At 68.0% G+C, this 20,832-nt stretch carries 22 protein-coding genes; 11 read left to right on the forward strand and 11 right to left on the reverse strand.

Annotation, left to right across the window (positions count from 1 at the left end; all coding sequences use genetic code 11):
• Positions 1–10: 10 nt before the first annotated feature.
• Positions 11–490, reverse strand: coding sequence for a MarR family transcriptional regulator (locus ACYVII_RS08105; RefSeq protein ID WP_460533732.1), 480 nt, complete (start codon positions 488–490; stop codon positions 11–13).
• Between the two features lie 60 nt (positions 491–550).
• Here ACYVII_RS08105 and ACYVII_RS08110 point away from each other — a divergent pair, with 60 nt between their 5' ends.
• Genes ACYVII_RS08110 through ACYVII_RS08125 form a run of 4 tightly spaced genes read left to right on the forward strand, consistent with a single transcriptional unit; the run spans position 551 to position 2,645 of the window.
• A complete protein-coding gene (locus ACYVII_RS08110; RefSeq protein ID WP_460533734.1) occupies positions 551–1,270 on the forward strand; it encodes an NAD(P)-dependent oxidoreductase in 720 nt (239 codons plus the stop codon).
• A 33-nt stretch (positions 1,271–1,303) separates the two neighbouring features.
• Positions 1,304–1,672: an ArsR/SmtB family transcription factor gene (locus ACYVII_RS08115; RefSeq protein WP_460533736.1), complete on the forward strand. Its 369-nt coding sequence runs from the start codon at positions 1,304–1,306 to the stop codon at positions 1,670–1,672.
• The gene (locus tag ACYVII_RS08120) at positions 1,669–2,181 is read left to right on the forward strand and encodes an SRPBCC family protein (RefSeq protein WP_460533738.1); all 513 of its coding nucleotides are present in this window, start codon (positions 1,669–1,671) and stop codon (positions 2,179–2,181) included. The genes ACYVII_RS08115 and ACYVII_RS08120 overlap by 4 nt, the downstream gene beginning before the upstream one ends.
• Positions 2,178–2,645 (forward strand): VOC family protein, encoded by a 468-nt coding sequence (locus tag ACYVII_RS08125; RefSeq protein ID WP_460533740.1) that lies wholly within the window; start codon positions 2,178–2,180, stop codon positions 2,643–2,645. Before ACYVII_RS08120 ends, ACYVII_RS08125 begins: the two co-directional genes overlap by 4 nt.
• 14 nt (positions 2,646–2,659) lie before the next feature.
• Here ACYVII_RS08125 and ACYVII_RS08130 read toward each other — a convergent pair whose 3' ends face one another.
• The gene (locus ACYVII_RS08130) at positions 2,660–3,415 is read right to left on the reverse strand and encodes a GAF and ANTAR domain-containing protein (protein ID WP_460533743.1); all 756 of its coding nucleotides are present in this window, start codon (positions 3,413–3,415) and stop codon (positions 2,660–2,662) included.
• A 1-nt stretch (position 3,416) separates the two neighbouring features.
• Positions 3,417–4,145: a GAF and ANTAR domain-containing protein gene (locus tag ACYVII_RS08135; protein WP_460533745.1), complete on the reverse strand. Its 729-nt coding sequence runs from the start codon at positions 4,143–4,145 to the stop codon at positions 3,417–3,419.
• 157 nt (positions 4,146–4,302) lie between these two features.
• Here ACYVII_RS08135 and ACYVII_RS08140 point away from each other — a divergent pair, with 157 nt between their 5' ends.
• Positions 4,303–5,400 (forward strand): fatty acid desaturase family protein, encoded by a 1,098-nt coding sequence (locus ACYVII_RS08140; protein WP_460533747.1) that lies wholly within the window; start codon positions 4,303–4,305, stop codon positions 5,398–5,400.
• 42 nt (positions 5,401–5,442) lie between these two features.
• Here ACYVII_RS08140 and ACYVII_RS08145 read toward each other — a convergent pair whose 3' ends face one another.
• Positions 5,443–6,609: a DUF1611 domain-containing protein gene (locus ACYVII_RS08145; protein WP_460533749.1), complete on the reverse strand. Its 1,167-nt coding sequence runs from the start codon at positions 6,607–6,609 to the stop codon at positions 5,443–5,445.
• 188 nt (positions 6,610–6,797) lie between these two features.
• Between ACYVII_RS08145 and ACYVII_RS08150 the strand changes: the two genes are divergently transcribed.
• Positions 6,798–7,940 (forward strand): lysylphosphatidylglycerol synthase transmembrane domain-containing protein, encoded by a 1,143-nt coding sequence (locus ACYVII_RS08150; protein ID WP_460533751.1) that lies wholly within the window; start codon positions 6,798–6,800, stop codon positions 7,938–7,940.
• Here ACYVII_RS08150 and ACYVII_RS08155 read toward each other — a convergent pair.
• The 3 genes from ACYVII_RS08155 to ACYVII_RS08165 all read right to left on the reverse strand — a co-directional run bounded on the left by ACYVII_RS08155 (position 7,850) and on the right by ACYVII_RS08165 (position 14,679).
• Positions 7,850–8,449, reverse strand: coding sequence for a GNAT family N-acetyltransferase (locus tag ACYVII_RS08155; protein ID WP_460533753.1), 600 nt, complete (start codon positions 8,447–8,449; stop codon positions 7,850–7,852). The two genes, ACYVII_RS08150 and ACYVII_RS08155, sit on opposite strands and share 91 nt — an antisense overlap.
• 82 nt (positions 8,450–8,531) lie before the next feature.
• Entirely contained in the window at positions 8,532–11,084 is a 2,553-nt protein-coding gene (locus ACYVII_RS08160) for an ATP-dependent Clp protease ATP-binding subunit (protein WP_460533755.1), read from the reverse strand.
• Between the two features lie 169 nt (positions 11,085–11,253).
• Complete coding sequence (locus ACYVII_RS08165; RefSeq protein ID WP_460533757.1) at positions 11,254–14,679, reverse strand: esterase-like activity of phytase family protein; 3,426 nt, start codon at positions 14,677–14,679, stop codon at positions 11,254–11,256.
• Positions 14,680–14,864: 185 nt separating this feature from the next.
• Here ACYVII_RS08165 and ACYVII_RS08170 point away from each other — a divergent pair, with 185 nt between their 5' ends.
• The 5 genes from ACYVII_RS08170 to ligD all read left to right on the forward strand — a co-directional run bounded on the left by ACYVII_RS08170 (position 14,865) and on the right by ligD (position 17,705).
• On the forward strand, positions 14,865–15,269 hold the full coding sequence (locus ACYVII_RS08170) for a DUF7144 family membrane protein (RefSeq protein ID WP_460533759.1): 405 nt from the start codon (positions 14,865–14,867) through the stop codon (positions 15,267–15,269).
• Between the two features lie 83 nt (positions 15,270–15,352).
• Positions 15,353–15,787 carry a MerR family transcriptional regulator gene (locus ACYVII_RS08175; protein ID WP_460533761.1) on the forward strand — a complete coding sequence of 145 codons (435 nt, stop codon included), beginning with the start codon at positions 15,353–15,355 and terminating at the stop codon, positions 15,785–15,787.
• Positions 15,784–16,104, forward strand: a complete 321-nt coding sequence (locus ACYVII_RS08180) for a thioredoxin family protein (RefSeq protein WP_460533763.1) — start codon at positions 15,784–15,786, stop codon at positions 16,102–16,104. Before ACYVII_RS08175 ends, ACYVII_RS08180 begins: the two co-directional genes overlap by 4 nt.
• A gap of 76 nt (positions 16,105–16,180) precedes the next feature.
• On the forward strand, positions 16,181–16,594 hold the full coding sequence (locus ACYVII_RS08185; protein ID WP_460533765.1) for a VOC family protein: 414 nt from the start codon (positions 16,181–16,183) through the stop codon (positions 16,592–16,594).
• A 58-nt stretch (positions 16,595–16,652) separates the two neighbouring features.
• Positions 16,653–17,705: a DNA polymerase domain-containing protein gene (ligD, locus tag ACYVII_RS08190; protein WP_460533767.1), complete on the forward strand. Its 1,053-nt coding sequence runs from the start codon at positions 16,653–16,655 to the stop codon at positions 17,703–17,705.
• A 17-nt stretch (positions 17,706–17,722) separates the two neighbouring features.
• On the opposite strand, the gene ACYVII_RS08195 is transcribed toward ligD, so the two are convergent.
• From ACYVII_RS08195 to ACYVII_RS08210, 4 genes are read right to left on the reverse strand one after another with little or no spacing between them, the layout of a single operon-like run.
• Positions 17,723–18,778 carry an ATP-dependent DNA ligase gene (locus tag ACYVII_RS08195; protein WP_460533769.1) on the reverse strand — a complete coding sequence of 352 codons (1,056 nt, stop codon included), beginning with the start codon at positions 18,776–18,778 and terminating at the stop codon, positions 17,723–17,725.
• Between the two features lie 45 nt (positions 18,779–18,823).
• On the reverse strand, positions 18,824–19,726 hold the full coding sequence (locus ACYVII_RS08200) for a DNA-3-methyladenine glycosylase family protein (RefSeq protein WP_460533771.1): 903 nt from the start codon (positions 19,724–19,726) through the stop codon (positions 18,824–18,826).
• A complete protein-coding gene (locus ACYVII_RS08205; RefSeq protein ID WP_460533773.1) occupies positions 19,723–20,310 on the reverse strand; it encodes a methylated-DNA--[protein]-cysteine S-methyltransferase in 588 nt (195 codons plus the stop codon). The genes ACYVII_RS08200 and ACYVII_RS08205 overlap by 4 nt, the downstream gene beginning before the upstream one ends.
• Positions 20,307–20,798, reverse strand: coding sequence for an RNA polymerase sigma factor (locus tag ACYVII_RS08210; RefSeq protein ID WP_460533775.1), 492 nt, complete (start codon positions 20,796–20,798; stop codon positions 20,307–20,309). The genes ACYVII_RS08205 and ACYVII_RS08210 overlap by 4 nt, the downstream gene beginning before the upstream one ends.
• Positions 20,799–20,832: the final 34 nt, after the last annotated feature.

Here is a 20,832-nt window from a genome sequence, read left to right on the forward strand (position 1 = left end):
CCCGTACCGGTCAGCCTCCCGCGAACTCCTCGACCGCCCGCCGCCCGGCATCCGCGGTGCGCTGCAGAAAGCCGGCGATGAGTTCGAGCTCGGCGGGGGAGTATTCGGCGCACACGGCATCCATCTGCGCGTTCATGCCCTCGTAGTGGCTGAAGACCTCACCGATCGCGTCCGGTCGAACGGAGACCACGACGCCTCGGCGGTCGCTCGCGTCGCGTTCGCGGGTGATCCACCCGCCCCTCTCGAGCCGGTCGATCACGCCCGTCATGGTCGCCGGATGCACACCGGCACGGCGTGCCAGGGCGCTCGGGCTCGTGGCCCCGTGCTGGGCGAGGTAGTCGAGGCAGTCCAGGTCGATGTCGCGCAGCTCGACGCGGGATGAGACGTGGTGCGAGAGCAGCGCGATCTGATTGTTCACCTCGCGGAAGCGTCTCTTCAGCTCGGCGGTGAGCCGTCGGTGCCCGCGTGCGTCGCTCGAACCTCTAGGCATTCTCGTCTCCATACAGTATGGTTATCATATTATCTGAATCACCGGTCTAAGGAGAATCTAGTGAAGATCGTGGTGTTCGGTGCGAATGGTCCGACGGGCCGCCTCGTCACACGCCTCGCCCTGGAACGAGGTGTCTCGGTGGTCGCGGCGACGCGCTCGCCGCGGGCGTTCCCGTTCGCTCACGAGAACCTCGTCGTCGAGCATGCAGATGTCTTCGACAGCGCTTCGGTGAGCCGCGCAGTGGGTGGAGCGGATGCCGTTCTGTCGGCGCTCGGGGTTCCGTACAGCCGGCGGGAGATTACGACATACTCCGCAGGCACGGCCGCCATGCTCGACGCGATGGCGCAACACAAGGTGCAACGGCTTGTCTGCGTGAGCTCCAGCGCCGTCGATCCCGAGGCGGGCCCGCACGGCGGCTTCGTCTTCGAGCGCGTGCTGCAGCCGTTCGTCGCCGGCGTTCTCGGCAAGACGCTCTACGACGACATGAAACGCATGGAGGCGATGCTGAGCGAGAGCGACGTCGACTGGACGGTCATGCGGCCATCCGGTCTCTTCGACTCCGAGACCGTCAGCGACTATCGCATCGCCGAGCGCTACCTTCCACAGAAGTTCACGGCTCGTATCGACCTCGCGGATGCCATGCTGCGTCAACTCGACGACCACCGGTTCGAGTGCGCCACCGCCGCGGTCGGCACGGTCAGCGGAACCCCGTCTGTGGCTCAGCTCATGATGCGTGAGGCCTTCAAGAGACCGCCGAGGCAAGCACCGCTCGGCTCTTGACCGGCCACTCCTGCGCGCCTAACATACAACCAAATGGTTGTAGATAAGCGGATGTCCGACATCCTCACCGAAGACGAGATCGACCGGATCTTCCACGCGCTCGCCGACGCCACCCGGCGTGACATCGTGGCGCGCACGCTGGGAGGCGATCGATCCATCTCGGGTTTGGCGCAGAGCTACCTGATGAGTTTCGCCGCCGTGCAGAAGCACGTGAGCGTGCTCGAGAAGGCGGGCCTCGTGACGAAGGAGCGCCGGGGGAGGGAACAGCTGGTGCGCGCGGTGCCGGAGACGATCAGACGGGCGAACGAGTTGCTCGCGCGCTACGAGTCGCTGTGGCGCGAGAGGGCGGCGGCGATCGAGAACATCCTCGCCGAAGAGATGACGAAAGGGCACGACAGATGACCGTGATCAGCGCAGTGAGGGATGCCGAGAACCTCACGCTCACGTTCGTGGCGGAGTTCGCTGCGCCGCCCGAGAGGGTCTGGCAGGTGTGGGAAGACGCCCGCCAGCTCGAGCGCTGGTGGGGTCCGCCGACCTGGCCTGCCACGTTCGACGAACACGACCTCAGCGTCGGCAGCAGAAGCGCCTATTACATGACGGGGCCGGAGGGCGACAAGGCGCACGGCTGGTGGGAGATCGTCGCCGTCGATCCGCCACGCGGTCTCGTGTTCGACGAAGGGTTCTCGGATGATGACGGCAATCCGACCGACGACGTGCCCGCACGTGTCGAAGTGACGCTCGAACCGGTCTCGCTCGGCGACGACGTCGAGGGCACTCGCATGACCACCGTCAACCGATTCGTCAGCCTGGAGCAGCTGGAGCAGATGATGCAGATGGGTATGCAAGAGGGCATGCGCCTGGCCATGGGCCAGATCGATGCGATCGTCGCACCGGAAGGAGCGAACAGATGAGCGGCATTGCGGCCATCCAGCCCTGCCTGTGGTTCAACGACCGGGCGCGCGAGGCGATGGAGTACTACGTGAGCGTCTTCCCGGACTCCCGCATCGTTTCGATCGACGAATATCCCGACGAGGCGCTCGATGAGCACTTCTCCGGGATGTCCGGCAAGGTGCTGAACGGACGCTTCACCCTGAACGGTGTGGACTTCGTCTGCCTCGACGGCGGTCCGATGTTCACCTTCAATGAGGCGATCTCGTTCGTCGTCACCTGCGCCGATCAGGCGGAGATCGATCGGTACTGGTCCAAGCTGTCGCACCTGCCGGAGTCCGAGCTGTGCGGGTGGTGCAAAGACCGGTTCGGCGTGAGCTGGCAGATCATCCCGCAGAACATGGACGAACTGACCCGCCGCCCGGAACAGGTTCAGGCGATGATGCGGCAGAAGAAGATCGTGATCGACGCGCTCGCGAACGCCTGATCGTTCCGAAGACGCTAGCTCGCGATAGCGGCGGCGTCGATGGTGCGGTCCACGACGCCGGCAGCGACGGCCCTCAGTTGCAGGTTCCGTGAGCGCGCGTAGCTGCGCAGCGCCGTGAAGGCGTCATCCATGCTCAGGTCGGCCGACTGCGCGAGCACGCCCTTGGCCTGCTCGATCAGGATCCTGCTGTCCAGCGCGTGCTGCAACTGAGCGACGACCAGGTTCGACTGGCTGGCGATGCGCTCGTGCACGATGCCGATGGTCGCGACATCCGCAAGCGCCTGCGCCACGTCTGCGTCGCGGTGGGGGAACGCTCCGAGACGGGTGCGGAACAGGTTCATGGTGCCGATCACGTCGCCGCGCAGCCGCATCGGCGTGGCGTGGAGCGACAGGAATCCGTGTTGCAGCGCGATCGAGGCGAACTCGGGCCAGGAGGAGGCAGCGGCTGCGATGTCGGGCACATCGATGGCACGACCGGTCCGGAACGAGTCGAGGCAGGGGCCGGTACCGGCGCTCAACTGCATGAGTTCGACGAGTTCGACACTCTCGCTCGTCGACGCCAGCAGGTGCAGTCCCGCGCCGGGCTCGGCGAGGAGCAATCCGCCCGCCTGCACGCCGAGGATCTCGGTGCACTCGGTCACCAGGGTGTGCAACAGCTCCACAACGTCGTAGTCGGCGGTCAGCGTGTCCGCGACGGCGACGAACGCCGCGCTCAGCTTCGACTCTCGTGAGGCATCCGCCATGTTCTTCTCCCGTGAATGGTCTCGCATCTCAAGTATCGATCTCGCGGTCGGGGAGCGAGCCGAAATCGAGCCGTCCCCCCACCACTTCGAGCGCGACATCGTGCACCGAACGCCCCGCGGCGAACGCGTGCGCACGCAAGCGGGCGAAGGCATCGGTGGCCGGAACGTCGAGTTGCACGATTATCATCCCAACGGCCTGATGCACCTCCCGACGCAGGGCGGGCGCGTCTGGTTCGGCCTGCTCCGGCTCGCGGGCAGAGCGGATCGCGAGCCCGGTGGCCGCCATCGTCGCGGCCTCCGCAAGCATCTGCGCGGTCTCGACCGATGGCCGATCCAGTTCACCCGGTCGCACACGGTAGAGGTCGACCGTGCCGATGACGACCGCTCCGAGCCGGAGCGGGAAGGAGAAGACGGCACGGCCGCCGGCCCGCACAGCGGCGGCCGCGAACACCGGCCAGGCATCGCCGTCCGAGGAGTCGAGATCGGCAGCGAGTACCGCGCGGTTCTCGGCGATCGCCTGCCAGTGCGGGCCTTCGGCCAGGTCGAACTGCAGTTCTTCAAGCCGCGCGGCGAGGGAATCGGTGGCCGCGATCGTCGTCTGTCGTCCTGCCGTCCCCATCACGGAGATCGACGCACCGTCGACCGGAAGCGAAGACAGGAACGGTGCGCAGATCGTTGCGCCGACATCGTCTGGTCGCTGCCCCGGGTCGCCGAGTCCGCGGGATCCGCTCCCGTCACGGAGACGACCATCGTTCACGCTCGCTCGCAGACTTCCGGCGCTTATGCGCTGAGTTCACCGTACGCCCGATCCGAAAGCGGGCACGACGCGTACCCTGGAGACAGGTTGTCCCAGACCCTGGCCGCCTGACGATCGAAGATGTCGCGGATGCCGCGGCGCAGGCCAGGAGGATCCCATGACAACCGCCAATCTGCCTCAGGGCGCCGGTGCGGTGCGTTCCACCGTTCCTCGCACGGAACGGGCCAACGATTACACCCAGCTGGCTGCGGAGATCCGCGGGTCGGGTCTACTCCGCCGCAGGTACGGGTATTACTGGACGAAGCTGATCGCGGTTCCGTTGGCCTACGCAGCCTGCTTCGTGCTCTTCCTCTGGGTCGGGAACTCGTGGTGGCAACTGGGCGTCGCCGCGGTGGTCGCGTTCGTGTTCACGCAGACCGCGTTCCTGGGGCATGACGCCGCGCACCGGCAGATCTTCCGCTCGGGCCGCTGGAACGACTGGATCAGTCTCATCCTGGGCGGCCTCTTCATCGGCATGAGCTACGGCTGGTGGCAGCACAAGCACACGAGGCACCACGCGAATCCGAATCGCGAGGGTTACGACCCCGACATCGAACTGCCGGTCATCTCCTTCACCCCGGAGCAGGCGAGCCGCCGCCGCCCGTGGCCGCTTCCGTGGGTGCTCTCACACCAGGGTGCGTTCTTCTTCCCGATCCTCTTCCTCGAAGGCATCTCGCTGCACGCGTCGAGCGTGCGCCGCGTCTTCGGGCGGGAGCCTGTCGCCAGAAGACCGGTGGAGATCGTGTTCCTGATGGTGAGGCTGCTCGGATATCTGGGCATCCTCTTCCTCATGCTGCCGCCAGGCAAGGCGGGAGCGTTCCTAGGCGTCCAGCTGGGCCTCTTCGGGTTCTACATGGGGATGTCGTTCGCGCCGAATCATAAGGGCATGCCCCTTGTGCCGAAGGACATGCAGCTGGACTTCCTGCGCAGGCAGGTGATGATGAGCCGGAACATCCGGGGAAGCTGGCTGCTCGACTTCGCCATGGGCGGTCTCAACTACCAGATCGAGCACCACCTGTTCCCGTCGATGCCGAGGCCACACCTTCGCCGCGCCGCGCCGATGGTGCGCGACTACTGCGTCGCACGTGAAGTGCCATACATCGAGACCGGCCTGCTTCAGTCCTACGGCATCGTGTTCCGGTACATCAACCGGGTCGGCCTGGGCGAGAAGGATCCCTTCGCGTGCCCGATGCTGGAGCGGAGACAGAGCATCTGACGGATCGCGCACGCCACAAGCGGTGACCGCCGATCACGCGATTCACCGTGCCATGCGCGTCCGAGGCACGAGCTGCGGAAAGGCGGCCAGGACCATCTCGGCGAGCTCGCGGGGCGGGCTGGTGAGGGGATCAGTGGTCGGCAGGCCCGTCTCGTGCTCGAGAGCGGCGATTGCGGGCCGGATCTCCTCGGGGCGCATGTCTTCGTGGTTCATCGTGACGCCGATCACCCTGGTGTCCGCGAACGACTCGATGAGCGAGATCTCGCTCGCTGCGCTCGGCACCGGCATCATCGGGAAGTCTCCGAGCGCCTTCCGCTTCGGGGCGTGCTGCACGATGACCGCCTCGGCACGACTTCCGCGCAGAATGTGCGCGCTGGTCATGTACGCGGGATGGCTGAGGGCTCCCTGCCCTTCGACCACGATCACGTCGGGATCCTCGCCGAGCCACGCGGCCACCACTTGATCCTCCACCTCGCCTGAGCAGAACTGAGGCACGATGGCGTCGAGCGCGACCCCGTACGTTCCGCCCTGCATGATCGAGGTCTGGCCCGTGCCGACCATGACGGCTTTGACGCCCCGGTCGTTCAGCGCCTTCACGAGGAGCGTCGACGTGGTGCGTTTGCCGACCGCGCCGTCCGTGCCGAGCACCGCGATGCGCGGGCATGTGACGTCGAAGATGCGTCCGGAGAACAGGTGAAGGTCCTGCTTCTCCTTCGGCTTGCGCACGTCGGTGATCGTCACCTGGTGCAGCAGAGCCGCTGCCGCGAACTCCGCGTCATCGTTCAAGAATTCGTGCAGCCCGTTGACGATGTGCATGCCGTTCGCGATGCCGTCGAGCAGTACGGTGCGGTGCGCCCGGGTGAGCAGGCCGTCCGCTGGTGCGATACCCAAGATCAGATAGTCGGGCACGCTCCCGGCCCGTCTGATCGCATCGCGCAAGGAGGCGACGATCCGGATGCCGTTGGGTGCGCCGTCGAGCTGGCTTCCGGCATCCGCTCCCTCGAGCGTGCTGTCGATCACGCTCAGAATGCGATAGCGCTCGGAGAACCGCACAAGCCCGTTCGCGGTCTTGCCGTCCTGCGCTCCGAATTCGCCCTCGCAGTAGACGACGGCGGTGGCGCCGGACGGAAGGGCGGGTTCAGCGGCAGCGGTTGCCTGGGGAACCGCGACGCTTGACAGCGGCGCGGAGAAACGGGTGATCTGCGACATGGCGCTCCTCTGATTGACTCAGAGGAGGTGTCTGTCCTGCCTCGCGTGGCGGCCGTGATCTTCCCTGACGCCGGCAGTTGCCGACTCGCAACGGTATCAGCCGCTCCTTCGCCGCACCTGAACGGTGCCTCACATACGCCGGGAAGTCTTCACGTTCGGTCGGCGGGCGCGAGTGGTTGACTCATCGTGTGAACCCCTGGCGAGTGGATCGGGGAGTCACTCCCGTCGCGACGGCGGAGTGGGAGGGACGCGTCTCGGCCGCGCGCGTGATCCGACTGGTCGTTGTCGTCGCCCTTGCAGCCCTGCTCGTCGTCTTCGTGGTAATGCCTCAATGGCGGGACGCCGTGCATGCCATCGGCGTCGTTTCGAACGTTTCCGCCCCGCTGCTGCTCGTCGGGCTCGGCCTCGAGCTTCTCTCGCTCTGCGCCTATGCCCGCCTGACCTCGACCGCACTCGACCCATCCTCGCGACCTCGTTTCTGGCGCGTCGCCCGCATCGACGTCGCGGGCGTGGGCATCAGCAACTCGATGCCAGGTGGTGGGCCCGCATCGCTTGCTCTGCGCTTTCACTTGCTCACCCGTTCAGGTACGCCAGGCAGCGCGGCTGTGGGAGGCATCACCGCGGAAGTGGTGCTCTCGAACCTCGCGCTCGGAGCTCTGTTCGGGACGGGCCTGCTCAGTTCGGTCGCAGCCCTGCCGTCCGCTCCGTACTATCGGCTCGCCGGTGCATTCATGGTCGGCGTCTTCGGCACCGCAGTCGGTGGGCTCGCCTTCGCCCTGGCTCGTCCGGCGATCACACTGCGCGCGGTGCACCGGGTGGCGAAACGGCTACCCGGGGATCGTGCCGGATACGTGACACATGCGTTCGCGCAGACCATCCGCGCCGTTCGCTCACTGGCAGGGAATCCACGTCGCTTCGCGGCCGCCGTCTTCTGGGCTGCGACGAACTGGGCGCTCGACGTCGCCGCACTGTGGGTCATGTTGGCGGCGTTCGGCACCATCGCTCCGCTTGCGCCGCTGGTGCTGGTCTACGCGTTGGCCGGCATCCTCGCGCTTCTGCCCATCACGCCTGGCGGCGTCGGGATCGTCGAAGGGGTGATGGTGCCTGCGTTCGCGGCGATGGGAACGCCACATGGAGTCGCGGTACTGGGTGTCACGGCCTGGCGACTGGTGCAGTACTGGATGCCGATGCCGCTTGGTGCGTTCGCCGGCGCCAGCCTGATGACCCACCGGGCCGATGGTCAGGGGGTGCTGCGCAGCAGGCGGAACTGGCGTGGGCTGCTTCGGGGCATCCGCACCTCGCCGCTGACACGAAAGCCGAGCCGTTCGTAGAACGCGAGGTTGCCGCTCGTCGTCTCCAGGTAGGCGAGCATGCGTTCCGCATCGACCCGGTCGAGGCCGGCGACCATCAACGCGGTGCCGACACCCCGTCTCTGCACGACAGGATCGACGGCGAGCAGCTGCAAATACCAGTGCGGCTGTGCGGGGTAGGCGGCGAACACCCGTCTTCCCATCGTGACCATGCGGGGAATGCTCGGGCCCAGCGCCCACCCCGCCGCCAGGGCGAACGGCACAGTGTGCCGGCCGATCAGCCGCCTGCCGGGTGATCGCCACACCGCGGCGCCGACCACCGCGCCTTCGCTCACGGCCGCATCGGTGGCGCCGAACGGCACTCCTTCGTGTTGCACGATCGCCCTGTACACACCGGCCAGCCGGCGGGGCCGGGATTCGGCGCGCGGAACCGCCCAGCGCATGACCGGATCGGCGTCGAACGCTCTAGCCATCATGGCGGCGATCTGAGGGATGTTCTCTTCGGTCGCCGCGCGAACGACGGTGTCCACGAATTCAGCGTAGGCACGCGGCCGGGCTGCAGACACGACGAGGCCGTGGGGGATTCCCACGGCCTCGTCGTTCAGACAAGTCCTAGGCGGCCACAGGCATCCGCCGCTCGGCCGTCACGTGCAGCTCATCGCCTGACGCGTCCACACGCACCGACCCGCCGTCGTCGACGGAGCCGTTCACGAGCAGGTCGGCGATGCGATCGTCCACCTCGCGCTGGATGACCCGGCGCAGCGGCCGCGCGCCGAACTCCGGCTCGTAGCCGTGCTCGGCGATCCACTCGACGGCGGCATCCGTCACCGTCAGCGAGATCTCGCGCGTGCGCAGCCGCGACTGGGTGGCGGTCAGGAGCAGGTGCACGATGTCGCGCAGCTGCTGCTTGTCGAGCTTGCGGAACAGCACGATCTCATCGATGCGGTTGATGAACTCCGGCCGCATGTTCTCACGGAGCTTGCCCATCACCCGGTCACGCAGAGCCTTCTCGTCACCGAATCCGTCGGCGCCCGGTGCCACGAAGCCCAGCGCACCGCTCTTGGAGGCCAGGAATTCGCTGCCCAGGTTCGAGGTCATGATGACCACCGTGTTGCGGAAGTCGACCGTGCGGCCCTGACCGTCGGTGAGCCGCCCGTCGTCCAGAACCTGCAGCAGCAGGTTGAAGATGTCCGGGTGCGCCTTCTCGATCTCGTCGAACAGCAGCACCGAGTACGGGTTGCGGCGCACGCGCTCGGTGAGCTGCCCGGCCTCGTCGTAGCCGACGTAGCCGGGAGGGGCGCCGATCAGCCGAGCGGCAGTGTGCCGTTCGCCGAACTCGCTCATGTCGAAGCGGATCATGGAGCGCTCCGAGCCGAACAACGACGCCGCAAGGGCCTTCGCCAGCTCGGTCTTTCCCACGCCGGTCGGCCCGAGGAACAGGAAGCTGCCGACCGGCCGGTGCTCGTCGCCCATGCCCGTGCGGCTGCGGCGCACCGACTTCGCGACCGCCGTCACCGCGTCGTCCTGTCCGATCACACGCTCGTGCAGCTCGCTCTCCAGCTTGGCCAGACGCTCGCGGTCGGCCTCGCCGATCCGGGCGACCGGGATGCCGGTCGCGCGCGCGATCACCGCGGCGATCTGCGCCTCGTCGATCACGGCATCCGCCCCGATACGTGCACCAGCAGCGGATGCCTCCGCCAGCCTGGACTCGACGCCTGCGATCTCATCGCGCAGCCTCGACGCCTCCTCGTAGTGCTCCGCCGAGACCGCTGCGTTCTTCTCCGCCTCCAGGTCGGCCAGCCGCTGCATCAGATCGGATGCGTCTGCCTGCTTGCCGAGCCGCAGCCGCAGTCGCGCGCCGGCCTGGTCGATCAGGTCGATCGCCTTGTCGGGCAGGCAGCGGTCGGAGACGTAGCGGGCGCTGAGCTCGACGGCCGCGCGGATCGCCTCGTCGGTGTACTCGACGCCGTGGTGCTCCTCGTACGCGTGACGCAGGCCGGAGAGGATCGCGACAGAGTCCTCGATCGACGGCTCCGCAACGGTCACCGGCTGGAAGCGGCGCTCCAGTGCAGGGTCCTTCTCGATCTGCCGGTACTCCTTGAGCGTCGTCGCACCGACCAGGTGCAGCTCGCCCTTCGCGAGACGCGGCTTCAGGATGTTGCCGGCATCCATTCCGCCGTCGCCGCCGGCGCCCGCACCCATCACCGTGTGCACCTCGTCGATGAAGACGATGAGCTCGCCCTTACGTTGCGAGATCTCGTCCATGAGCTTCGTCAGGCGCTCCTCGAAGTCGCCGCGGTAACGTGTCCCGGCCAGCATGCCGGGCAGATCGAGGGAGATCACGCGCTTGTCGCGCAGCTGCTCCGGAACGACGCCGTCGACGATCGCCTGAGCGAGCCCCTCGACGATCGCGGTCTTGCCCACACCGGCCTCGCCGACCAGCACCGGGTTGTTCTTGGTGCGCCGGGAGAGGATCTCCACGGTCTGCTCGATCTCGTCGACCCGGCCGATCACCGGGTCGAGCCTGCCTTCGCGGGCTTCGAGCGTGAGATCGGTGCCGAACCGGTCGAGCATGGGCGTCTCGGATGCCTGCCCCTCGGCATCCGCATCACTTCCAGCGCCCACGGTCGCGGCCTCACGCATGGCACCCGCGAGCGCCTCGGGCGTCACGCCTGCCGACTGCAGCACCTGGCCGGCGGGGGAGTCCTGAGCGATCACGAGCGCGTAGAAGAGGTGCTCGGGATCGATGTAGGTGGAGCCGGATGCGCGCGCCACCTGGTACGCGTGGAACAGCGTGCGCTGCGCCGGAGGCGTCAGGGCAGGCGCGTCCGTCGTCGCCTCGCCGGTCTGCGGCAGGCGCTGGTCCGCGGCGCGCACGATATGCGTGGGGTCGACGCCGATGCGACGCATCGCGTCGGCGGCCGGGTCCTCGTCGGCCATCACGCGAAGAATGTGCAGCGCGTCCAGCTCGTTGTGCCCGTGCTCGAGCGCGAACCGCCCAGCACGCTGCAGCACCTCCTGGGTGCGCCGGCTGAGAAAGCGGCTGATGTCGATCGAGCGGGCGGCGCGAGCGCGCTCGCCCGCGAGGTAACGCGCGAGGAAGTCGTCGAACGAGTTGCCCTCGCCGTTCGCCTCGGCGCCACCGGGGATGAAGTTCTCAGGCACTGAATCTCCTGTAGTTTCCGGGTTGTCTTCCGTTGAACCACCCGAACTTGAGCCGGGTGTTATCAACTTCAACATCTATCACGCAGGGATATTCCCGGTGCAACTCCTGGCATCGCGCGCGCACGGCGAAGGGCGCCGACAGTGGCCGGCGCCCTTCGTTCCGATGCGTTTACGGCAGCTTCGCGATGAGGTTCAGCACGCGCGTGGTCTGCGACGCGCTGAAGTTGTCGTCACTGATCAGGGCGATACCCGCCAGACGGAACGGTCCGGTGGTGAACGTCACCGCCATGCCCTCGAAGTTGTCGAGCAGCGGATTCGCCTGCGCCTCCTTGGCGCTCGCTCCCAGCGTGGGACACTGCACGACGTCGGCGACGAGCGTCTTGTGCAAAGCCAGGGTGTCGGATGCGTCCGAGAGATTCGAGACGCCGCTCACGTCGTGGGCCTTCCGCAGCCCAGTCACCGCGTACAGCTTCACCGAGTTTCCGATGGCCGGCGACCAGGCCGCCTCCTCCACGACGAGCGAGTCGTTGCCATACGCGGCCACCTCGGGGATGCGCATGCCCGGCTCCGCCCGGTACTCCACCTGCTTCGACAGCGTCCAGGCGCCGTGCCTGCCCTGCGTGTACACGAGCAGACGGTGCGCGGTGGCGTCGCCGTCGGTCGAGACGTCGCCCGACAGCGCGCCCTCCATGGCCGCCACGATCGTCTTGCCGTCCGGCGTGATCGTGAGGCCCTCCAGCGTGGCGTTCGCGGTCGCCTGGCCCGCGGCGGTCGTTCCGGTCACGGCGAAGCGGTCGGGAACAGGGAGCGACGCCTTCTGGATGCCGTCCCTTCCGAACACGCGGATCGACGGCTCCGTCTCGCTGCTGACGACGAAGTCCCCGTTCGGCAGCACGGCGAGTCCCTCGTTGTCGCTGTTCGTCCCGTTGTACGGGGTGCCGTCCGGGCGCTTCAGCACGAGCGGGTCCCGCGTGATCCGGGGGTGCGTCACTCCGGAGAGGAACCAGATGCGCGCCGGGTCGGATCCGTGATTGTCGACGGCGGAGACGTAGCCGCCGCTGCGCGGGTCGCGCGCGAGCGATGACAGACCGCCCACCTGCACGCCGTTGTAGGTGACCTTGTCGAGGGCATCCGAGTAGTCGGTGGCGACCGCCGAGGGCTCGCAGCGGCGGGACTCGAGGCCTGGCAGCGCCCATGGGCGGGCGCCGGCGGTCAGTGCCACCTCCTGCGGGTCATGGTCGCTGACCTGGTTCGCGAACTCCGAGTTGACGTGCACTACCTGGTAGTCCGGCTTGCCGACGCCCGCGGTGACGAGGATGTGGTCGAGCACCTGCGAGATCCCGTCGTACACGTAGGTGTACTGCTGGTCCTTCGGCAGCGTGGTGATGAGATCCCGCAGGATCGGGGTGCCGGATGCCGCGCCGGTGAGCGTCTGCAGTGCGGGGCTGAACTGGTAGTCGTTCAGGTCTCCCGCGACGACCACCTTCGCCTTCTTGTCGGCCTTCAACAGCGATGTCACGAAGTCGTGCACCTGGATAGCCTGCTTCTGCCGCTGGACAGCGGATGACTGCTGCGGGTACTGGTAGCGCCCGTCGGCGTTCTGGTCGCCGAGCTTCGAGTCGAAGTGGTTGCCGATCACGAAGACGTTCTCGCCGCGGAACAGGAACTCGCCGACCAGGGGCTTGCGGCTGTCCTCCCACGCATCGCTGGCCGGATCGATGCGCCCGGGGGAGAGCGTGAGGTCCGGCTTGCCGTGCACCTTCACCACCGACGTCGCCGTCGTCGAGCGGTCGACGTTCGCCCCGCCCCGGTCGACGAAGGCGACGCGGGCCGGGTCGAACAGGAACGCGACTCGGATGTTGCCACCCGGCTGTCCGCCGTCCTCGTCGTTCACCGGGTCGATCTCGCGCCAGTCGTACAGCGGGCCCCCTGCCGAGTGGATGGCCTGGGTCAGCCTGGTCAGCGCCTGGTCGGCGGCCACGGTTCCGGAGTCCGTCGCGCCGTCGTTGTCCTGCACCTCCTCGAGCGCCACGATGCCTGGCGAGGCGAGGTTGGTGACCACTCCCGCCGCAAGACGGCTGTACTTCGCGGCCGAGTCGGCTGGCGCGAGGTTCTCGACGTTGTAGTTGGCGACCGAGAGCTGATCATCCGATGCCCTCTTCGCCACGACCGGCTGCAGTCCGCCGGACTTCACCTGCCCGAGCTGGGTTGCCGCGATGAGGTACCCGCCGTACAAGGAGTAGTCGATCGGCCCGACGGTAGCGCCGGTGAAGACGTCGCCGACGGTGACGTTCGGGTTCGACCCGTCGGCCGGCACCACCTCGAGGCGGCCCGACGGCGTCTCGTTCTCGCCGGGCAGGTAGGTGCCACCGCGGTAGGTGACGTTCTGGTCCGGCTTCGTGGTGATGTACTGCTCGCCGTACTTGTCGCTGGGGCCGACCACGCGTGCGTCATCCACCTGCACTCGCATCCCCTCGACCGACTCGTAGAAGTCGAGTGCAGAGCGGGTCGGCGTGATCGGGGTCGTCTCGATGTTCCCGCCGCCGAGGTCGGGCGCATAGGCATCCGGCACCGTCGTCGGGCTCAGCACCACGGGTGCGGGCAGGGGGTTGCTGTGCGAGACGGTGTAGACCTGCGGGTTCTGCAGCTCTGTGATCGAGAGGTTCGATGTCGTCGACGGCGAGTCCCCGCTTGCCAGCGGGTAGTAGTCCTTCACCGTCGCCGAGACGAGCACCGAGTCTCCCTGCGCCGCAGAGGGCGCGGAGCCCGTGTAGACGAAGACGCCCTCGCTCGTCGCGGAGTTCGTGTCGGCGTCAGGGTCCTGCATCCAGAAGCCGCGGCTGGAACCGGATGCCCGCACTCCCGTCACAATGCCGGGCACGTTCGTCACCTTCTGGCCGTTCAAGGGGGAGACGAAGCTCGAGCCCTGGATGTCGTGGATGCGCGTCGTTCCCGGTGTCGGCGGGGTCGAGCCGCCGTCGTCGCCGGACGTGTCTGCGGTGCCGGGCGTCGGCGCCGCAGCGGAGAAGTCTGTTGCGTTGTTGTCGGTGTCCGCCGCGCTCGTGCGCTGCTCCGACGCGGTGTTCGAGGCACCGGCGGCCGGTGACCCCTCCGCGATCGCCGCTGTCCCGAAGCCGACGAGGTCGACGGATGCCGTACCGCACGATGCGCTGTCGGCGCACGTCAGCGGTGTGCTGCCCGACACCAACGCCACTGTGCCGTCGGTGGCCGACATGGTGATCGAGCCCGCGACATCCTGCTGCGGCAGCGGCGTGGTGCCGCCGTTGCCCTTCGCCTCGGCGACCACGTAGAACGCACCGGGAGCGATGCTGCCGCTCAAGTCGGTGACCTGCCAGGTGCCGGTCGCAGACTTCGAGTGGTACTGAACGGACCATCCGGCGAGGTCGACCGCAGCCGACCCGCGGTTCGTCAGCTCGATGAAGTCGTTCGTGTAGGTCGATCCCGCGTTGCCGCCTCCGCCGTACACCTCGTTGATCACGATGCTGGTCGACGGCGCCGCCTGCGCCGCGGTCGCCGTCAACGTGCCCGCGAGCATCCCGAGTGCCGCCGCCGCGACCGCGGCGCCTCTTCCCACGCGTGTGAGCTTGCCGTTCTGTATGACTTGGCTGCGCATACCCGATTCCCCTTCGACGCCTGCCACCCGATCAGGTGCCAGTGAACCCTGTGTGAAGTCACAGCGAAAGGTCGTCGACGCGGTTCGCTCATCCGTGCACGCCGCCGCACTCGCTACGGTGAAGTCACCGCCACGAAGGAGCACGAATGAGCGCAGCAGCCCGTCGTCCGGCAGGGGTGACCCTGATCGCCGTCCTCGCCTGGATCGAGGGCGCGCTCAACATCGTGGCAGGCGTGCTGCTCCTCGTGTTCCAGCACGAGCCGACCGTGCGCAGCGCGTGGTCGAGCAGCGCGTCGCTGATCACCTCGGCCATACTGTCGATCTTGTTCGGCGTCGTGGTCGTGCTCATCGCCGGGGGACTGCTGCGCGGTTCCGGTGGCGCCCGAATCATCGTCACGATCGTGCAGCTGCTCGCCATCGCTGCCGATGCCTTCACCGCCTGGGCGTTCCCCGGTCAGTTCGCGTGGGCCGCGATCAGTGCACTGATCTCGCTGATCATCATCATCCTGCTCTGGACGGGACGGGCGTCCGACTTCTTCCGTTCCCACTGAGACGGCGCGACGCCTGCCATGCGTGTGCTTGACCCTGCCCCTGGGGTCAGCGTTTAGCGTGAATCGGGACGACAGGAGGCCCCATGAGGATCGGTGAGGTCGCTCGCCGCGCCGGCGTGAGCGTGAAGACCGTGCGGCACTACGAGTCGCTCGGGCTGATCGGCTCTTCCCGGCTGCCGAACGGCTACCGGGACTACGCGGATGATGCGCCGCGGCTGGTCCAAGAGGCCCACGAGCTCGGAACCGCGGGCCTGCGTCTCGACCAGACCAGACCTTTTCTCGACTGCCTGGCCGGGGGCAGCGCGAACTCCGACGACTGCCTCGCAACGCGTCCCGCCTACCGCGCAGCCATCGACGACCTGACCCGGCGGATCGACGAGCTCCAGCGACGCCGGGAAGCGCTCGAGGCGTTGCTCTCCGCCGCGGAGGAACGGGGGCGGACGGAACTGGAGAATCCGGGTTGCGCACTCATGGGCACACCAGAGGCAGTCGTTTCTGAAGAGAGGAAAACTTCATGATCATCGCCGATGAGCTGACGTTCGCGTCTGCGCTCGAGCACGCGGAGACACCGGTGCTCGTCTACTTCTGGGCCACCTGGTGCGGTCCGTGCCGGGTGCTGGGCCCGTTGCTCGAGAGCATCGAGTCCGACCACCCCGAGGCGTTCACCATCGTCAAGGTGAACGCCGACGACAGCCCTCGCCTCGCGGCGCAGTACGGCGTTATGGCCGTGCCGAGCCTCAAGCTGCTCGTGGACGGCGCTGTCGTGCGCACGATCGTGGGCTCGAAGCCGCGCGCCGCTCTCGAGGCTGAGCTCGCCCCCGTGCTCGCGCGATAGCGCCCGCCTCAGGGGTGACGCCCGCCCGTCGCGCGGGTAGCGTGTGCTCAAACGGCGTCAGAATCGAGGCAAGGTCATGTCCGTCGTTCTCAATCCCTATCTGGGCTTCCGCGACAACGCACGCGAGGCCATGGAGTTCTACCAGTCCGTCTTCGGCGGCGATCTCACCGTGAGCACGTTCCGCGACTTCCACATGGAGGAAGACGAGAGCGAACTCGACAAGGTCATGCACTCGCAGCTGAACGCCCCAGGCGGCATCGTGCTGATGGGCGCGGACACCCCCAACCGCATGGAGTACACGCCCGGCGGCTCCATCACCGTGTCGCTGAGCGGCGACGACGAGCCGAGCCTGCGCGGCTACTGGGACGGCCTGTCGCAGGATGCCACTATCGTCGAGCCGCTGGAGAAGGCTCCGTGGGGCGACTGGTTCGGCATGCTGGTCGACAGGTTCGGTGTGAACTGGATGGTGAACATCTCCGGGCAGGGCTGATCCGGCGAGCCTGGCCGGCGGCCGACCCGATCCCTGCACGACTGACGACGAGGAACGCATGGCAGACGAGACGACGCTCGAGGTTCAGGGGCCGGAAGGCGCGCGCGCGGTGCGCATCAGCCATCCGGACCGGGTCGTGTTCCCGGAGCCGGGCATCACCAAACTCGATCTCGCGCGCTACATCGAAGCGGTAGCCGACCCGTTCCTGAGGGCCAACGGCGACCGGCCGATCTCGCTGCAGCGCTTTCGCGAGACGATCGACGGCGAGCAGTTCTTCTCCAAGAACCCTCCGCGGGGTGCGCCCGCGTACATCCGCGACATCAAGGTCGTGTACCCGAGTGCGAGGTCGCATCCGCAGCTCGTGCTCGACGAACCCGCCTCGGCCATCTGGGCCGTGCAGATGGGCACCGTGGTCTTCCACCCGTGGGCGTCGCGCGCGGAGAACTCGGACAACCCCGACCAACTGCGCATCGACCTCGACCCGCAACCGGGAACCGACTTCGACGACGCCGTCCCGGCGGCGATCGAGTTGCGCGCCGTGCTCGCCGAGGCGGGACTGGATGCCTTCGTCAAGACCTCCGGGAACCGCGGTCTGCACGTGTTCGCTCCGATCCGGCCGGAGCACGAGTTCCTCGACGTACGGCACGCAGTGATCGCTGCGGCACGCGAGCTGGAGAGGCGCATGCCGGATGCCGTGACCACCGCCTGGTGGAAGGAGGAGCGCGGACGCCGAGTGTTCGTCGACTTCAATCAGGCGAACCGCGACCGCACGATGGCCGGCGCCTACAGCCCGCGCGCGCTTCCGCACGCATCAGTATCGTGCCCAGTTACGTGGGACGAGCTGGAGTCGGTGGACCCCCGATCCTTCACCGTGCTGACCGTGCCCGACCGGCTCGCCGACGTCGGCGACCCGTGGGAGAACTTCGGCGAGCGGCCCGGGAGCATCGAGGTGCTGCTGTCGTGGTGGCAGCGGGATCTCGCGGACGGCCTCGGCGAGCTGCCATTCCCTCCGGACTTTCCGAAGATGCCTGGCGAGCCGCCCCGCGTGCAGCCCAGCAAGAAGGTCGCCGAGAACTGGGATCACGAGGGCAACCGGGTCGACGCCGACTGATCAGGAGATGGCGCGGATCAGGAGATGACGCCCGACAGGTCGTACGCCACCGGCCGGTCCAGCTGATCGAACGTGCAGGAACGCGGTTCCCGGTCGTCGCGCCAGCGGTCGAACTGAACGGTGTGCCGGAACCGCATCCCCTCGAGCTGGTCGTACCGCACCTCGAGCACGCGCTCCGGGCGCAGCCTGACGAACGAGACATCCTTGCTGCCGGAGAACCTGCTGCGGTCGGTCTCACCCTTGACCATCTCGCCGTTCTCGTCCCGTTCCACGAGCGGCTCCAGCTCGTCGACCAGCTCGAGCCTGCGCGCGTTGCTGAATGCGGATGCGCCGCCCACGTTCCGCAGCACGCCCTGGTCGTCGTAGAGGCCGAGCAGCAGCGACCCCACCCCGTGACCGCTGGAGTGCACCCGGTAGCCGATGAGAACGACGTCGGCCGTGCGATGGTGCTTCACCTTGAGCATCGTGCGCTTGCCGGGGGAGTACGGCGCGGTCAGCGGCTTCGCCACGACGCCGTCGAGACCGGCCCCCTCGAACTCGACAAGCCAGCGACGGGCGAGGGAGACGTCCGTCGTCGTCTGACAGAGGTACAGCGGATGCTCCCACTCGGTTGCGAGCTTCTCCAGCGCCGCCCGGCGCTCGGCGAACGGATGCTCCATGAGATCGTCGCCGTCGAGCCAGAGCAGGTCGAAGGCGACGAACATCGCCGGGGTGGTCTCGGAGAGCATGGTGATGCGGCTGGCGGCGGGATGGATGCGCTGCGACAGAGCCTCCCAGTCGAGCCGCTCGGACCCGGGCTTCCCGGTGCGGACGACGATCTCGCCGTCCACGATGCAACGCGGCAGTTGCCGGGCGAACGCGGTCACCAGTTCGGGGAAGTACCGGGTGAGCGGCTTCGCGCCTCGGCTGCCGATCTCGACGTCCGCGGTCCCCTCGGCGGCGCGCTCGACGCCCACGATGCCGCGGAACCCGTCCCACTTCGGTTCGTACGACAGCCCGCCCTCCACCGAGTCCGGCTCGGGTACGGCGTCGACGGCGCGGGCGAGCATGGGAGCGGGAAGCGATGCGGCCATCCTCCGATCATGCCGTCTTTCGCCGGTCCGACGACAGTGCGGAGTTCACACGCCACGCGGGAGCGCGGCGGTCGAGCCGATCGCGTCAGCGGTCCAGAGGTGCATGGTGGCGTACGCGCGCCACGGCCGCCACCGCTCGCCGAGCCCTAGCGCCTCGGCCGGCGACACGCCCCCCAGCGCCCGGCGCAGCACGAGATCGCCGACCGGGAAGGCATCCGGATCCCGCAACACGCGCAGAGCGAGGTAATCGACGGTCCACGGGCCGATACCGGGCAGCGCGAGCAGGTCGGCGCGAACGTCCGCGTGGTCCGCATCGCGTGCGACTCTGAGTCCGGAAGCGAACGCCTCGGCCACCGCGACAACGGTTCTAGCGCGAGCGACCGGGATGCCGACCGCGGCGCGCAACTCCTCCAGCTCGGCCGATGCGACCACCTCGGCCGAGGGAAAGGCGATGAGTGCATCGTCGTCGGGGTCTCCGTCGGCGCCGACGGCGAGCTCGCAACGAGTCCCGTACGCGGCCGCGAGGCGTCCGGTGAACGTGCGGCACGCCGCCAGTGAGACCTGCTGGCCGAGCACGGTCTGCGCGGCCGCCTCGAAGGCATCCGGATGCCCGATCACCCGCAACGCGGGCCTGTCGCCAACCAGAGGCCCCAGCAGGGGGTCGTCGCCGAAGGCATCCGCCACGGCGTCGACGTCGGCGTCGAGGTCGAACCACTCGCGCACTGCCGCGAGCACGTCGGGTGACACGCACCCGTGAACTTCGACCCCGTCGTCGCGCACAGCGACGGTCACGGGTACCGGACACGCGGCGGATGCCCCGCTGATCAACCGGGTGACGGTTCCGTTCCCGAGATTCACGCGTTCGACGCCCGGCACGCTGTGCCGCCCGAGCGAGTCGAGCACCACGTCGCGTTCCAGGCGCCCGGCGAGGAACGCGCTCTCCGTCACGCGGCCGCCTCCAGCGCGAGCAGGGCGCGCTTCGCGTCGAGCCCGCCCGCGTAGCCGCCGAGCGATCCGTCGCCGCGCAGAACGCGGTGGCACGGCACGACGACCGGCAGCGGATTCGTGGCGCACGCCGTGCCCACGGCCCGGAACGCACGTGGCCGGCCGGCCGCATTCGCGAGCTGGGCGTAGCTCGTCGTGTGCCCGTACGCGATCGTGGGAAGCAGTCGTTGCACCTCGCCACGAAATCCGCGGCTGAGCGCGAAGTCCAGCGGCACGTCGAACCTGGTGCGACGCTTCGCGAAGTACTCGTCGAGCTCGCTCGCCGCACGATCGAGTCGGGCAGGCGCCTCCAGCACGCGCGGGCTCACCCGGTCGGCGAGCGTTTGCAGCACGGCGTCGAACCCTTCGCGTTCGAACGCTATGCGAACGATGCCCTGCTCGGTCGAGGCCACGAGAAGCCTTCCCACCGGACTGTCGACGATGCGATAGCCCACATCGATCAGCCCACGCTCCTCGGCCTCTCGCGCCAGCCGGGCGTGAAGATTGCCCAGCTCCATGCCTGGCAGCTCGTTCTTCGTCTCGTTCATCGCTCAGCCCCCATCGTGCGTCTCAGAGTGCGGATGCCGTCGGCCGCCGCCCGTCGCGCCGCCTCCGTCGTTCCGCCGATGATCTCCGACACCTCCCGGTAGCCGAGCCCGCCCAAGTAGTGGTACGTCACGGCCTGCCGCTGCCGATGCGGAAGCACGGCGACGGCCTGCGCCACCGCATCCGCCTCCGCCCGGGCTTCCACCGCATCCTCGGGAATGCCGAGCGTTCCCTGTTCCTCCGGTATGCGATCGAGGGTCATCGCACGGCGGCCCTGCGCACGAACCAGGTCGATGCACTTGCGCCGCGCGATCGTGACCAGCCACGCCTCGACGTTCGCGTCGGCGGGCAGCCGCGGGTAGGCATCCATCGCGGCCAGAAACGTCTCCGACCACGCGTCGTCGGCGTCGTGAACAGCAAGCATCGAACGGCACACGCGCAGCACGACCTCGCCGTGCCTCCGCACGACCGACTCGAAGGGCAGGAGCATCATCACACCGTAGACGCTGCCGCCGACGAGAACG

It is taken from the genome of Humibacter ginsengiterrae (genome assembly GCF_054780115.1).